General features: G+C 68.5%; 13 protein-coding genes and 3 pseudogenes. 4 read left to right on the top strand and 12 right to left on the bottom strand.

The window, feature by feature from the left end; all coding sequences use genetic code 11:
• Window positions 1-82, top strand: a pseudogene (locus tag A5711_RS27685) (hypothetical protein); the annotation flags it as partial.
• A 677-nt stretch (window positions 83-759) separates the two neighbouring features.
• On the opposite strand, the pseudogene A5711_RS28080 reads toward A5711_RS27685, so the two are convergent.
• From A5711_RS28080 to A5711_RS17950, 8 genes and pseudogenes are all read right to left on the bottom strand, one after another.
• A pseudogene (locus A5711_RS28080) lies at window positions 760-1,113 on the bottom strand (DUF6779 domain-containing protein); the annotation flags it as partial.
• 173 nt (window positions 1,114-1,286) lie between these two features.
• The gene (locus tag A5711_RS17980) at window positions 1,287-1,763 is read right to left on the bottom strand and encodes a DUF3180 domain-containing protein (RefSeq protein ID WP_067948846.1); all 477 of its coding nucleotides are present in this window, start codon (window positions 1,761-1,763) and stop codon (window positions 1,287-1,289) included.
• Window positions 1,763-2,311 carry a 2-amino-4-hydroxy-6-hydroxymethyldihydropteridine diphosphokinase gene (gene folK, locus A5711_RS17975; RefSeq protein ID WP_067948844.1) on the bottom strand — a complete coding sequence of 183 codons (549 nt, stop codon included), beginning with the start codon at window positions 2,309-2,311 and terminating at the stop codon, window positions 1,763-1,765. The genes A5711_RS17980 and folK overlap by 1 nt, the downstream gene beginning before the upstream one ends.
• 76 nt (window positions 2,312-2,387) lie before the next feature.
• Complete coding sequence (folB, locus tag A5711_RS17970; RefSeq protein WP_067948842.1) at window positions 2,388-2,789, bottom strand: dihydroneopterin aldolase; 402 nt, start codon at window positions 2,787-2,789, stop codon at window positions 2,388-2,390.
• The gene (gene folP, locus A5711_RS17965) at window positions 2,782-3,672 is read right to left on the bottom strand and encodes a dihydropteroate synthase (protein WP_197520160.1); all 891 of its coding nucleotides are present in this window, start codon (window positions 3,670-3,672) and stop codon (window positions 2,782-2,784) included. The genes folB and folP overlap by 8 nt, the downstream gene beginning before the upstream one ends.
• Complete coding sequence (gene folE, locus A5711_RS17960; RefSeq protein ID WP_067948838.1) at window positions 3,626-4,240, bottom strand: GTP cyclohydrolase I FolE; 615 nt, start codon at window positions 4,238-4,240, stop codon at window positions 3,626-3,628. Before folE ends, folP begins: the two co-directional genes overlap by 47 nt.
• 15 nt (window positions 4,241-4,255) lie before the next feature.
• Window positions 4,256-6,616 carry an ATP-dependent zinc metalloprotease FtsH gene (gene ftsH, locus A5711_RS17955; RefSeq protein ID WP_067948836.1) on the bottom strand — a complete coding sequence of 787 codons (2,361 nt, stop codon included), beginning with the start codon at window positions 6,614-6,616 and terminating at the stop codon, window positions 4,256-4,258.
• 264 nt (window positions 6,617-6,880) lie between these two features.
• Window positions 6,881-7,297 carry a VOC family protein gene (locus A5711_RS17950; protein WP_067948851.1) on the bottom strand — a complete coding sequence of 139 codons (417 nt, stop codon included), beginning with the start codon at window positions 7,295-7,297 and terminating at the stop codon, window positions 6,881-6,883.
• A gap of 132 nt (window positions 7,298-7,429) precedes the next feature.
• Between A5711_RS17950 and A5711_RS17945 the strand changes: the two genes are divergently transcribed.
• From A5711_RS17945 to A5711_RS17935, 3 genes are read left to right on the top strand one after another with little or no spacing between them, the layout of a single operon-like run.
• The gene (locus A5711_RS17945) at window positions 7,430-8,398 is read left to right on the top strand and encodes an alpha/beta fold hydrolase (RefSeq protein WP_156744982.1); all 969 of its coding nucleotides are present in this window, start codon (window positions 7,430-7,432) and stop codon (window positions 8,396-8,398) included.
• Entirely contained in the window at window positions 8,395-9,582 is a 1,188-nt protein-coding gene (locus A5711_RS17940; protein ID WP_067948834.1) for an LLM class flavin-dependent oxidoreductase, read from the top strand. The genes A5711_RS17945 and A5711_RS17940 overlap by 4 nt, the downstream gene beginning before the upstream one ends.
• Window positions 9,582-10,595, top strand: a complete 1,014-nt coding sequence (locus tag A5711_RS17935; RefSeq protein ID WP_067948832.1) for a zinc-binding dehydrogenase — start codon at window positions 9,582-9,584, stop codon at window positions 10,593-10,595. The genes A5711_RS17940 and A5711_RS17935 overlap by 1 nt, the downstream gene beginning before the upstream one ends.
• Before the next feature lie 4 nt (window positions 10,596-10,599).
• Here A5711_RS17935 and A5711_RS17930 read toward each other — a convergent pair whose 3' ends face one another.
• The 4 genes and pseudogenes from A5711_RS17930 to A5711_RS17915 all read right to left on the bottom strand — a co-directional run.
• Window positions 10,600-10,884 (bottom strand): WXG100 family type VII secretion target, encoded by a 285-nt coding sequence (locus A5711_RS17930; protein WP_067948830.1) that lies wholly within the window; start codon window positions 10,882-10,884, stop codon window positions 10,600-10,602.
• A 29-nt stretch (window positions 10,885-10,913) separates the two neighbouring features.
• Window positions 10,914-11,210 carry a WXG100 family type VII secretion target gene (locus A5711_RS17925; protein WP_066955551.1) on the bottom strand — a complete coding sequence of 99 codons (297 nt, stop codon included), beginning with the start codon at window positions 11,208-11,210 and terminating at the stop codon, window positions 10,914-10,916.
• Window positions 11,211-11,283: 73 nt separating this feature from the next.
• A complete protein-coding gene (locus A5711_RS17920; RefSeq protein WP_067948827.1) occupies window positions 11,284-12,381 on the bottom strand; it encodes a PPE family protein in 1,098 nt (365 codons plus the stop codon).
• A gap of 30 nt (window positions 12,382-12,411) precedes the next feature.
• A pseudogene (locus tag A5711_RS17915) lies at window positions 12,412-12,692 on the bottom strand (hypothetical protein); the annotation flags it as partial.

Genomic DNA, 12,692 nt, shown 5'->3' with positions numbered 1-12,692 from the left:
CCTGCACCGCGCCGCCAAGCGGGTACCCGGCTCGGTGGTCGCGGTCTCGATCTTCGTCAACCCGCTCCAGGGGGGCGGCGGTGTGAAGGCCGGCTCGTTCGTGGGCGTGAAGTTGCGCACGCCGTAGTCGCGGTACTCCGCCGAGTGGCGCGACCGCGCCCGGCGACCCGATTCGCCGTAGGGCGGCGTCACCGGCTCGGAGACCGGGCCGGCCCAGGCCTCGTCCGACTCGGTGTGGCGGGCGCGCCGCCGGCCCGACGTTTCGTCGGCCGGTGCGGCGGTCGATTCGGAGCCGGCCCAGTTGCTGCCCGGCGTCCCGGGCGGCAACCACAGTCCCGACGCACCCGCGGGCTGCCAGCCCTGCGCTTGCGGCTGAGGCGCCGGCTCCGGCGTCGGCTCCGGCTGGGGCGGCGGCGGCGGCTGCTGGCGCGGTTCGAATCGCGGCTCCGGCGGGGGCGGCGCGGCGCTGTACGACGGCTCCGGTTGGGGCGGCGGCCCCGGCTCTTGCGGCGCTTCGTACTGGTGACGGACCCGCTCGCGGCGGGGCTGCGCCTGCCGGGGCGGCAACAGCGGTTCCTCGGGCACGTCGATGATTGCCGTTTCGTCGGCGCGGCCCGCGGGCGTTTCCTGGGGGACGGAGGTGACCCGGTCGCTGGCGACCCAGTCGTAGGGCGCGTCACGCGGGGTTTCGCCGTTGCGGTCCCACTCGCTGTACGCGCGCTCGCGTGGCGCCTCGGTCTCCGGGGTCTCCAGGGCCGGGCGGTGAGCCAGGTCGGTGTCGAACAGGATCTCCAGGCTGGTGCGCAACGCGCTCAACTCCGCCCGCAGCTCGGCCAGGTCGTCGGCGGCCTGAGCGCGCAGCTCGGAAGCCAATTCGCGGCGCAGCTGGGACTCCACGGTCAGTTCGTACTCGCGGCGGGCCGAGATTTCGCGATCCAGCTGCAGGTCGTACACGAGCTTGAGGTCGCGCACGCGGGATTGATCCGCGTCGCTCTGGCGGCGGTACAGCACCGACACGAAGGCGCCGGCGACTGCGGCCCACAGCGCCAGGATTACAGCGAGCTTGAGGAGTTCCACCCGATTGGTGAAAACCAGCGCGGAACTGGCCCCCATCGCGAGGACCAGCAACGCGGTCAAGAGCACCCACCCCGGCCTGCGGCCGCCGCGCCGAACCCGGGCGCCGCGGGACAGAACGGTCATGGCCTGACTGTACCTGCGCGAGGTCATTCCGCGTGTCGCCCTACTCCGGCGATTCTCGCGCGGGTTGGCCGGGGAGCACGACTGGGCTAGTTTTCCGCGCCTTCGCCGTGCTCGGTCTGATCGGGCGGCGACTTGCAGCAATGCTGCAGCCACAGCGCGGCGACGAGTAGTGCCAGCGCGCTGACGGCCGCAACCACGGCGCCGCTCGTGTCCTCGGCGGCCGAACGCAGCCAGGACCGCCGCGGCAGGAAGTACACGAGCACTCCGACCCACCAACCCAGCACCAGCGCGCCCACCCAGGCCGACGCCTTGGCGACCATGAGGCTGCGCGCCACCGCCAGCGGATGCAGCCAGCCGGGGCCGACGCCGATTTCGCCGTCGGTGATCTTGGTCCGCACGTGGCGCGCCCACAGGGCTTCCGCGATGGCCACCGCCAGCAGCGACAGGCCTGTCCAGACCGTGATGGGCGGAAACCACCGGTACAGGGCGGTCACCAGCAGATAACCGACCACCGCAGCGCCGACCACCGCGGCCGTGAGGTCACGTTTGCGGGTCGGGCCCATCAGGTGTCCGGTTCCGGATCCGCCGGGGGACTGCCCGCCCGCTCGAGCGTGAGGCTGGTCAGCCGGACGCTTTCCCGGTCGGCCGGTTCCAGTTCGGCGAGCAGGCTCGCGACCGGTCGCGGTCCCTCACCGACGGTCAGCTGGGCATCGGGGTCGATGGCAAGCCACGGGATCATGACGAAGGCCCGCAAATGGGCCAGCGGGTGCGGCAGCGTCAGGTTGTTCTCGCGGGAGACCACCTCCGTCTCGCCGTAACAGGCGATCAGGTCGACGTCGAGGGTGCGCGGGCCCCAGCGTTCGCCGCGCACCCGTCCCGCCGCCCGCTCGAATTCCTGGGCCCGGCGCAGCCAGCATTGCCCGTCGCACGCCGGATCGTTGGCGATCAGCACCGCGTTGAGAAACGGTGCCTGATCGACCCGGCCCCACGGATCGGTCTCGTACACCGGGGATACCGCCAGCACCTTCTCGCCCAGCCCGTCGACGACCGACTGCAGACGCGCCAACCGGTCGCCCAGGTTGGAGCCGATGGACAACACCACCCAAGTCATAGGCGCCGCTCTCCCCCGCAAGCGGGCGGTACCCCCATGACCCCGGCTACGCCGGCGTCATCGTCGTCGTCGCGGGTCATAGGCGCCGCTCCGCCGGGACCACCGAACCGCGACCGCCGCGCCGCGACCGCCGCACCACCACCGCGACGTCGGCGAACTGCTGCGGGATCGGGGCCTGCGGCTTGTGCACCACCACCTCGACGGCGTGCACTCTGTCGTCTTCCATCACCCGGTCGGCGATCTCGCCCCCGACCGCTTCTATCAAGTTGCGCGGCGGCCCGGCCACCACGTCGGCCGCCAGTTCGGCCAGGGCGGCGTAGTCGTAGGTGTCGGCCAGCTCGTCGCTGGCCGCGGCTCCGGCGAGGTCGATCCACACCGTCATATCGAGAACAAAGTCTTGCCCGTCCGCCCGCTCGTGATCGAAAACTCCGTGTCGTCCACGAATCGTCAACCCCCGCAATTCGATTCGATCAGCCATCGTCTCCAGCCGTCTGCTGCGCTTCCTGCGTCCAGGCCCCCACCACCTTGAGGGCGTCGGCCGTGGCCCGCACGTCGTGCACGCGAACGCCCCACGCCCCGTACAGGGCTGCCAGCGCGGAGATCACGGCCGTCGCCGTCTCACGACCCGCGGGGGGGCGCGGTGAGCCATCCGGCCCGGCTAACAACGTACCGAGGAACCGTTTGCGCGATGCGCCCAGGAGCACCGGGATTCCGGTGGCGACCAGCTGCGGCAACGCACGCAGCAGCGCCCAATTGTGTTGACCCGTCTTGGCGAACCCGAGTCCCGGGTCGATCACCAGGTTGGCGGCATCGACGCCCGCGGCCACCGCGGCGTCGACGCTGGCGAGTAGCTCGCCGCGCACTTCGGCGACCACGTCGTCGTAGTGCGGGGCCGCATGCGGGCGCTCGGCCGACACGGACCGCCAATGCATCAGCACCCAGGGCACCCCGGCGTCGGCCAGCAGTGGCGCCATCGCGGGATCGGCGCGTCCCCCCGACACATCGTTGACGATCCGCGCACCGTTCTGCAGCGCCGCTCGCGCGACGTCCGCGTGCATGGTGTCGATGCTCACCGTGATTCCCTCTGCCACAAGCTCTTTGACGACAGGGATCACCCGAGAGATCTCGACCCGGGAGTCGATCCGGGTGGCACCGGGCCGAGTCGACTCCCCCCCGACATCCACGATGTCCGCGCCGTCGGCGGCGAGTGCCAGTCCGTGCGCCACCGCGTTGCCGGTGTCGAGATAGCGGCCGCCATCGGAGAACGAGTCGTCGGTGACGTTCAGGACTCCCATAACCCGCACAGGCGCCGACTCACTTACGCAGGATGAGATCGAGGGCTTCGGATCGGGAAGCGGCATTGGTCTTGAAAAGTCCGCGCACCGCCGAGGTCGTCGTGGTCGCACCGGGCTTGCGAACCCCGCGCATGGCCATGCACAGGTGCTCGGCCTCGATCACGACGATCACGCCCCGCGGATTGAGTTTCTTCATCAGGGCGTCGGCGATCTGGCTGGTCAGCCGTTCCTGCACCTGCGGCCGCTTGGCGTAAAGGTCAACCAGCCGCGCGATCTTCGACAGCCCGGTGACCCGTCCGTCGGCGCCGGGGATGTAGCCGACATGGGCCACACCATGGAAAGACACCAGGTGGTGCTCGCAGGTGGAGTACAGCGGGATCTCCTTGACCAACACCAGCTCGTCGTGTTCCTCGTCGAACATCGTGTTGAGCACGCTGTCGGGGTCGGTGTAAAGGCCGGCGAACATCTCCTGGTAAGCGCGGGCGACACGAGCCGGCGTTTCCCGCAGGCCGTGGCGGTCCGGATCCTCGCCGACCGCGTACAGCAATTCGCGAACCGCGGCTTCGGCACGCGCCTGGTCGAACACCCGGATGGCGGTAGCGGCGGTGTCCGGCCCCAAATCCGTCACGGCCATCGAATCCTCCGTTCGTCAGCCGTGAGCCGGTGGGTTGGACCGGCTCACGTCGTCGTCCTGCTGTTCGGGAGACTTTCCGCCGTTCGGGTCGGGCAGCCCGGGCGGCGGGTAAGGCGGATACGGCGGGTAGGGCGGCTGCGCCTGACCCTGCTGATTTTGGTGACCCGGGTGGCCCGGGTAGTTCCCCGCCGGCTGCGGCCAGTACGGCTGCTGCGGGGCTTGGGGCGGCGGATACCAGTGATTCGGTTGCTGACCATGCGGCGGCCAGCCGGGCGCATGCCAACCCGCCGGCGCACCGTAGTCCGGCTGGGTGGGGCCGTGCGGCACGCCCGGACGCGCCGCCGCCCCTTGAGAACCGTTGCCGCCGTTGTTGTTTCGGTCGGCTTCCGCGGCGGCTTGGCTGGCTCGCGCGATGGCCGCCTTGAAGGCCGGTTCGGGAACCGGTGGTGGCCACGGCTCGCCGCGCTCGATCGCCAATTCGCCGGGCGTCTTGATCGGCGGCTTGTCGGACGGGATGCGGCCACCGAAGTCGTCGAACATGGTGAGCCGGGGCCGCTTTTCGACGTCGGCGAAGATGCCCTCCAGCTCGGCCCGGTGCAGGGTCTCCTTCTCCAGCAACTGCCCGGCCAACGTGTCGAGCACGTCGCGGTATTCGGTGAGGATCTCCCACGCCTCGGTGTGGGCCGCCTCGATGAGCTTGCGGATTTCGTCGTCGATGTCGCGGGCGACCTCGTGCGAGTAGTCGGCCTGCGTCCCCATCGTCCGGCCCAGGAACGGGTCGCCGTGCTCGGTGCCGTACTTGACCGCGCCCAGCTTGGAACTCATGCCGAACTCGGTGACCATCGCGCGGGCCACCTTGGTGGCCTGCTCGATGTCGGACACCGCGCCGGTCGTCGGCTCCCGGAACACCAACTCCTCGGCCGCACGCCCGCCCATCGCGAACACCAGCTGCGCGATCATCTCCGAGCGTGTCCGCAGGCCCTTGTCTTCCTCGGGCACCGCCACCGCGTGCCCACCGGTACGCCCGCGCGCCAGGATCGTCACCTTGTAGATCGGTTCGATGTCCGGCATCGCCCAGGCGGCCAGGGTGTGCCCACCCTCGTGGTAGGCGGTGATCTTCTTTTCCTGCTCGCTGATGATGCGGCCCTTGCGGCGCGGCCCGCCGATCACCCGGTCCACCGCCTCTTCCAGGGCGGCGCCGGTGATGACGGTGCCGTTCTCCCGGGCGGTCAGCAGCGCCGCCTCGTTGATGACGTTGGCCAGGTCGGCACCGGTCATGCCTACGGTGCGCTTGGCCAGGCCGGCCAGGTCGGCGTCCGGACCGATCGGCTTGCCCTTGGAATGCACCTCCAGCACCGCGCGGCGGCCCGCCAGGTCCGGGTTGGACACCGGGATCTGCCGGTCGAAGCGGCCGGGCCGCAACAGCGCGGGGTCGAGGATATCGGGGCGGTTGGTGGCCGCGATCAGGATGACCCCGGCGCGCGGGTCGAACCCGTCCATTTCGACCAGCAACTGGTTCAGCGTTTGCTCGCGCTCGTCGTGGCCGCCGCCGAGGCCGGCGCCGCGCTGGCGTCCCACCGCGTCGATCTCGTCGACGAAGATGATGCACGGGTTGTTCTGCTTGGCCTGCTCGAACAGGTCGCGCACCCGTGACGCGCCGACGCCGACGAACATCTCGACGAAGTCCGAGCCGGAGATGGTGAAGAACGGAACTCCGGCTTCCCCGGCCACGGCACGGGCCAGCAGCGTCTTTCCGGTCCCGGGCGGGCCGTAGAGCAGCACGCCCTTGGGGATCTTGGCGCCCAGCGCCTGATAGCGGCCGGGGTTCTGCAGGAAGTCCTTGATCTCGTAGAGCTCTTCGACGGCCTCGTCGACGCCCGCAACGTCGGCGAACGTGGTCTTGGGCATGTCCTTGTTGAGCAGCTTTGCGCGGGATTTGCCGAAGCCGAAGCCCATTCGGGCGCCGCCCTGCATGCGGGAGAACATCACGAACAGGCCGACCAGCAACAGCAACGGCAGGACGTAGACCAGCAGCTCGCCCAGGATGCTGCCCTGGTTGACGACGGTGCTGACCTTGGCGTTTTTAGCGCTCAGCGCGTTGAACAAATCGACGGCGTACCCGCTCGGGTACTTGGTGATGACCTTGTCCGAGTTGTCGGTGTCGCCGTTGCCCTTTTTCAGGGTCAGCCGCAGCTGCTGCTCGCGATCGTCGATCTGCGCGCTCTTGACGTTGTCGCCGTTGATCTGCGCCACCGCCACCGACGTGTCAACGGGCTTATAGCCGCGAGTGTCGTCGCTGAAGTAGAAGAACGACCAACCGAGCAGCACTACGACGGCAATCGCCGTGATGGTGCGAATAACGTTTTTCCGGTTCATCAATCATCGGCCTCGCCGGCCAGGTCCTTCCCCGATATACACGCAGCTAGAAAAGTCCAGGTTACCGCTAGTGGCGATCGCCAGCTCCGGCAGAGCCGGAGCGCAGCGGGTCGCCACCGTTGTCGTAGTGGTCATCGTCAGCCCGGCCGAGCCGGTGCTGGGGGTTGCCACCATTCTGTGGATATAACGACCGGGGGTTCCCTCCGGGCACGCCGAGCGTCGCGCCAGCGTGACGTTCGGTGGGCGGACCTGTCGGGTCTCCCATCATTCGTAATAGCGGGCCTCCACCACGTTGCCGTCCGGATCGGTGAAGTAGTACCCCTGCGGCGCCCAGCCGCGGGCGCCGTAGCTGCGACTCAACCGCGCGCTCGTGTCCACTCCCTCGGCTTGCAGGCGCTGATCCAGCGCCTCGTACTCGGCCTTCGACAATGCGAGGCAAACGTGATTCACCGGGCGCCCGGCGCTGCCCCGCGTCCGTGTCATCGACTCGGTGGCATCGGCGGCGGCATGCGGCATCAGGTCGATGATCGAGTCCTCACACACCCGCACGCTGGGGAACGGCGCATCGCCGGCCTCGAACTCGGCAAACCGCACCGGCCCCAAACCAACCACCCTGGTGTAGAAATCCATCGACGCACGCGGATCTCCCGTCCATAGGACGACGTGGTCGAGCCGCTTCATCTCCGGGTTCACCTGCTTTCGGTCGTGCGAGCACTCACGGCGATATCTACCAGGGACCAAAGCCATTGGAATGCAAATCGCGATCAAACGCGAATACTTCTCAGCCCGCGGGCGGTGTGCTTTGGTGACAGGGTGCTCAAATCAACCGAACGGTTAGTCGAGACCAACGGTGTGCGGCTGCGGGTTGTCGAGGCGGGAGAACGCGGCGCGCCAGTGGTGATCTTGGCCCACGGCTTTCCCGAGCTGGCCTATTCGTGGCGCCACCAGATACCGGTCCTCGCCGAGGCCGGCTACCACGTGCTGGCACCGGACCAGCGCGGCTACGGCGGCTCCTCTCGCCCGGACGCCATCGAGGCTTACGACATTCACCAGCTGACGGCCGACCTGGTCGGCCTGCTCGACGATGTCGGCGCCGAACGCGCCGTCTGGATCGGACACGACTGGGGCGCCGCCGTGGTGTGGAATGCGCCGCTGCTGCACCCGGATCGGGTCGCGGCCGTCGCCGGGCTCAGCGTCCCGGCGGTGCCCCGCTCGCACGTCGCGCCGACGAAGGCGTGGCGCAAGATGCTCGGCGACAAGTTCTTTTACATCCTGTACTTCCAGGAGCCCGGCGTCGCCGACGCGGAGCTCAACGGTGATCCCGCCCGCACGATCCGCCGGATGCTGGGCGGCCTGCGCACGTCGGGCGACCCGCTCTCCGCGGCACGCATGGTGGCGCCCGGTCCCGAGGGATTCATCGATCGCCTTCCCGAACCGGATCGGTTGCCGGACTGGCTCAGCCAGGACGAGCTCGACCAATACATCAGCGAGTTTTCCCGCACCGGATTCACCGGCGGCCTGAACTGGTATCGCAACTTCGACCGCAACTGGGAGACCACCCCTGAACTCGCCGACGCGAAAATCACTGTGCCGGCGCTCTTTATCGGTGGGACGGCCGATCCGGTGTTGACGTTCACCCGCGCCGACCGCGCGTCGCAGTTGATCATCGGCCCCTACCGTCAGGTCATGATCGACGGCGCGGGGCACTGGCTGCAGCAGGAGCGCCCGAACGAGGTGAACGCGGCCCTACTGGACTTCCTCAACGAATTGGAGCTGCGATGAGCGCCCCCCTGCGCTTCGGTGTCTTCATCACACCGTTTCACCCGATCGGCCAATCGCCAACGGTGGCCTTGGAATACGACATGGAACGCGTGGTCGCGCTGGATCGCCTCGGCTTCGACGAAGCGTGGTTCGGCGAGCACCACTCCGGTGGCTACGAACTGATTTCCTGCCCCGAAGTTTTCATCGCGGCCGCGGCCGAGCGGACGAAGCACATCCGGTTGGGCACCGGAGTGGTTTCGCTGCCCTACCACCATCCGCTGATGGTGGCCGACCGCTGGGTGTTGCTCGACCACCTCACCCGCGGCCGGGTCATGTTCGGCACCGGCCCGGGCGCGCTGCCCTCGGACGCCTACATGATGGGCATCGACCCGGTCGATCAACGACACATGATGCAGGAGTCGCTGGAAGCGATCCTCGCGCTGTTCCGCGCCGGGCCCTCCGAGCGGATAGACCGCCATGCCGACTGGTTCACCCTGCGTGACGCGCAGTTGCATATTCGGCCCTACACCTGGCCCTACCCCGAAATATCCACGGCGGCAATGATTTCGCCGTCCGGGCCGCGGCTTGCGGGTACGCTGGGCACGTCATTGTTGTCGCTGTCGATGTCCGTGCCCGGCGGCTACGCCGCTCTGGAAACCACCTGGGACGTGGTGCGCGAGCAGGCCGCCAAAGTCGGCCGGGACGAGCCCAATCGGTCCGACTGGCGTGTTCTGAGCATCATGCACATCGCGGACAGCCGCGAGCAGGCCATCGACGATTGCACGTACGGGTTGCAGGATTTCGCCAACTACTTCGGCGCCGCGGGTTTCGTCCCGTTGGCCAACGCCGTGGAGGGCGCCCAGACGCCGCATGAGTTCGTCGAGGACTACGCGGCCAAGGGTAATTGCTGCATAGGCACCCCCGACGACGCGATCGCCCACATCGAAGACCTGCTCGACCGCTCAGGCGGGTTCGGCACGCTGCTGATGCTGGGCCACGACTGGGCATCACCCGAGGCGACGTACCACTGCTACGACCTGATGGCGCGCAAGGTGATTCCCCATTTCAAGGGCCAGCTCGAGGCGGCGCGTTCGTCGCACGACTGGGCCAAGGGCAACCGCGACCAGTTGATCGGCCGAGCGGGTGAGGCCGTGGTCAAAGCCATCACCGAGCATGTCGAGGAGCAGAAGGGCGGGCAAAGCTGATGCGCGCCGCGGTACTGCGAGACGGACGGATGGTCTACCGGGACGACGTGCCGGAGCCCGTGCCCGAGGCAGGGCAGGTGCTCGTCGGCGTGCGGGCGTGCGGGATCTGCGGGTCCGACCTGCATTTCGCCGCTCACGGCGCGCAGGTGCTGGAAATGAGCAACCGAGTGGCCGCCGGTGCGGGCGGCATGCACGTCGACCTGGACCACGACGTCTTCATGGGACACGAGTTCAGCGCCGAGGTGCTCGAGGCCGGACCCGACACCGAAACCCACCCGCCGGGAACGCTGGTCACCTCGCTTCCGGTCTTGCTGTCCGCCAAGGGCGTGGAGCCAATCGTGTACAGCAACAGCACAATCGGCGGCTACGCCGAACGAATGCTGCTCTCGGCGCCGCTCCTGCTGCCCATCCCGAACGGCTTGGACTTCAAACATGCGGCCCTGACCGAACCTATGGCGGTGGGGTTGCACGCCGTCAACAAGTCCAACATTGCGCCCGGCGAGACGGCGCTGGTCATCGGCTGCGGTCCGATCGGCATCGCGATCATCGCGGCGCTTCGTGCGCGTGGCGTCGAAGACATTGTCGCGGCGGATTTTTCGCCGAAGCGGCGCGAACTCGCCACCGCCATGGGCGCCCATCGGGTGCTCGATGCCGCACAGGGTTCGCCGTTCGACTCGGTCAAACCCGCGGTCGTGTTCGAGGCGGTCGGAGTGCCGGGGATCATCGACGACGTGTTGCTTCGGGCCCGGCCCGGCGCCCGGTTGGTAGTGGCCGGTGTGTGCATGCAGCCCGACACCGTGCATCCATTCTTCGCGATTGCCAAAGAGATCAGTGTTCAGTTCGTACTCGCCTACACCCCGGAGGAGTTCACCGACTCGCTGCGTGCGCTGGCCGAGGGCGACATCGACGCGACCCCGCTGATCACCGGCGAGGTCGGCCTCGACGGGGTCGGCGCGGCCTTTGACGACCTCGCCGACCCCGAGCGACACTGCAAAGTCCTCGTCACTCCTTAGGTCGTCAGGCCCAGCTGGAGCCGACGGCGCTGTCGGTGCTGGCCATGTTGCTGCCGGCGCTCTGCACCTTCTGCCCGTGCGCGTTGGCCTGCTCGTAGATCACCTGGAAGTTGCGGCCCAACTGGGTGATGAACTCCTGGCAGGCCACCGAACCGGCGCCGCCCCAGAAGTCCCCGGCCGCAAGCACATCGCGGATGATGGCCTGGTGCTCGGCCTCCAGAGACGCGGCCTGGGCGCGGATCAAGGCACCGTGGGCGTCGACATCGCCGAACTGGTAGTTGATGGTCATCGTTGATCGTCTCCTGTGTTGTTGGTGGGCTAGCTGCCCAGGATCTGTTGTGACGCCTGCTCTTGTTGCTCGTAGTTGTTCGCGTCGCGAACCAGCCCGTCGCGGACGCCGTGCAGCATGTTGACGATGTTGCGGAATGCCTGATCGACCTGGCCCATGGTGTCGTACGAGGTGGCCTGCGCCTGACCGCTCCAGCCGGAGCCGGCGATGTTCATCGAGGACGCCCACATCTTGCGAGCCTCGTCCTCAACCGTCTGGGCGTGCACCTCGAAGCGGCCCGCCATCGCCCGCATTTCGTGCGGGTCGGTCATGAATCGTGTTGTCATTACATGTCTCCTTCGAAAGTTGTTGTCACGTTGGAAGTTCGGCTACCGAAGCGTTCAGACTTTCTCCTTCCCGTCATCCGACCACGCGCGGCAATACGCTGGCGGGAGCCGGCATGGTGGCGCCGAATCCATGCATCTCCATGCCACCCGTTTGGGCCGCGGAGCTATGCGGGGGTCTCAGCATCCGAGCCGCCGCGCCGGCGCCCGCCAGGGGGGCCCCGGCCGGTGCGGCGGCCTCGGGGGTCGCCGCGGTCCAGCTCGGCGGCACCGAAAGACCTCCGACCGGAGCGGCCTGCCCCATTGCCGCCGCCGGCATCAGCCGCGCCGGCGCCATCCGCTCCGGTGCAGTCATCAAGGGTTCGGCGGGGATGAAGCGTGCGGGCATCCCAGCCGGGGAAAATGCCCCGGATGCGGGCATAGCGCTCGCGAATCCCGCAGTGGGCGCGGCCATCCCGGCCACTCCCGACATGGCGGCGCCGCCAGCCTGCCCGAACGGCATGCCGAGCAGGTCGGAAAAACTGCTGACCGCCGATGGGAAGCTGCTGGCCAGCGACGACGCGGACGAATTGAGCGTCGACGGCAGCCCCATGGTCGCTTGCATGTTGGCCTCACCCGCCGCCATGGTGCTGGCCGCGACCCCGCCGGGATTGGTGGTGGGCGGGGCGACCATCATGGGCGCCAGCATGGCCGCCGCCGCAGAGGAGCCGGCGTAGGCGTACATAGCCATCGCGTCCTGGGCCCACATCTCGCCGTACTGCGCCTCGGTGGCCGCGATCGCCGGTGTGTTGATGCCCAGGAAGTTGGTCGCGATGAGCTGCATCAGCAAGGCGCGGTTGGCTGCGATCGCCGGCGGGGGCACGGTGGCCGCAAACGCCACCTCGTGCGCGACGGCGGCTGCGGTCGCCTGCATCCCCGCCTGCTCGGCCTGCGCCGCCGTGGCGTGCATCCAGGCCACGTATGGGGCTGCGGCGGCCGCCATCGCTTCCGACGAAGGGCCCTGCCAGGCGGCATCGGTGAGCTCGAGGATCACCGTTCCGTAGCTCGTCGCGGCTGAACGCAACTCCGCGGCGAGTCCCTCCCACGCCGTCGCCGCCGCCAGCATCGACACCGGGCCCGGGCCCGCGTACATCAGGCCCGAATTGACCTCCGGGGGCATCGCACCGAAATCCATGACTACCTTCCTTTTCTCTATGTCGTTTCGCTATGCCAGCGCCGGCAAGGGCTTCGGACCGGCCGCGGCTTTGACGGCCGCGTGCGCCTGCACGACGTGTTCGTTGGGCATGCCGGCGGGCAGGTGCATTGGGGCGACGTGCTCGGCGGGCAAGGCGGCCGCGAGCGGCACCCGGTGGATCGGCGCCGTCGGCGCCAACTGAGAAGGCGAAACATGCTGGCCCGCACCCAAATCGGCGGCCGCGAGCGGCACCCGGTGGATCGGCGCCGTCGGCGCCAACTGAGAAGGCGAAACATGCTGGCCCGCACCCA

It is taken from the genome of Mycobacterium sp. E2238, assembly GCF_001672665.1.
GTDB lineage: Bacteria > Actinomycetota > Actinomycetes > Mycobacteriales > Mycobacteriaceae > Mycobacterium.
Note: the sequence above shows the minus strand (reverse complement) of the source record. Positions and strands in the feature narration are given on the sequence as shown.

What these genes read in the sequence shown, in the direction of transcription:
- A5711_RS17940 (WP_067948834.1), top strand. Translation starts at nt 8,395, where the DNA reads ATGAGCGCCCCCCTGCGCTTCGGTGTCTTCATCACACCGTTTCACCCG.
- A5711_RS17920 (WP_067948827.1), bottom strand. Translation starts at nt 12,381, where the DNA reads ATGGATTTCGGTGCGATGCCCCCGGAGGTCAATTCGGGCCTGATGTAC.
- ftsH (WP_067948836.1), bottom strand. Translation starts at nt 6,616, where the DNA reads ATGAACCGGAAAAACGTTATTCGCACCATCACGGCGATTGCCGTCGTA.
- A5711_RS17980 (WP_067948846.1), bottom strand. Translation starts at nt 1,763, where the DNA reads ATGGGCCCGACCCGCAAACGTGACCTCACGGCCGCGGTGGTCGGCGCT.
- A5711_RS17935 (WP_067948832.1), top strand. Translation starts at nt 9,582, where the DNA reads ATGCGCGCCGCGGTACTGCGAGACGGACGGATGGTCTACCGGGACGAC.
- folE (WP_067948838.1), bottom strand. Translation starts at nt 4,240, where the DNA reads ATGGCCGTGACGGATTTGGGGCCGGACACCGCCGCTACCGCCATCCGG.
- folB (WP_067948842.1), bottom strand. Translation starts at nt 2,789, where the DNA reads ATGGCTGATCGAATCGAATTGCGGGGGTTGACGATTCGTGGACGACAC.
- A5711_RS17930 (WP_067948830.1), bottom strand. Translation starts at nt 10,884, where the DNA reads ATGACCATCAACTACCAGTTCGGCGATGTCGACGCCCACGGTGCCTTG.
- A5711_RS17925 (WP_066955551.1), bottom strand. Translation starts at nt 11,210, where the DNA reads ATGACAACACGATTCATGACCGACCCGCACGAAATGCGGGCGATGGCG.
- A5711_RS17950 (WP_067948851.1), bottom strand. Translation starts at nt 7,297, where the DNA reads ATGAAGCGGCTCGACCACGTCGTCCTATGGACGGGAGATCCGCGTGCG.
- folP (WP_197520160.1), bottom strand. Translation starts at nt 3,672, where the DNA reads ATGCCGCTTCCCGATCCGAAGCCCTCGATCTCATCCTGCGTAAGTGAG.
- folK (WP_067948844.1), bottom strand. Translation starts at nt 2,311, where the DNA reads ATGACTTGGGTGGTGTTGTCCATCGGCTCCAACCTGGGCGACCGGTTG.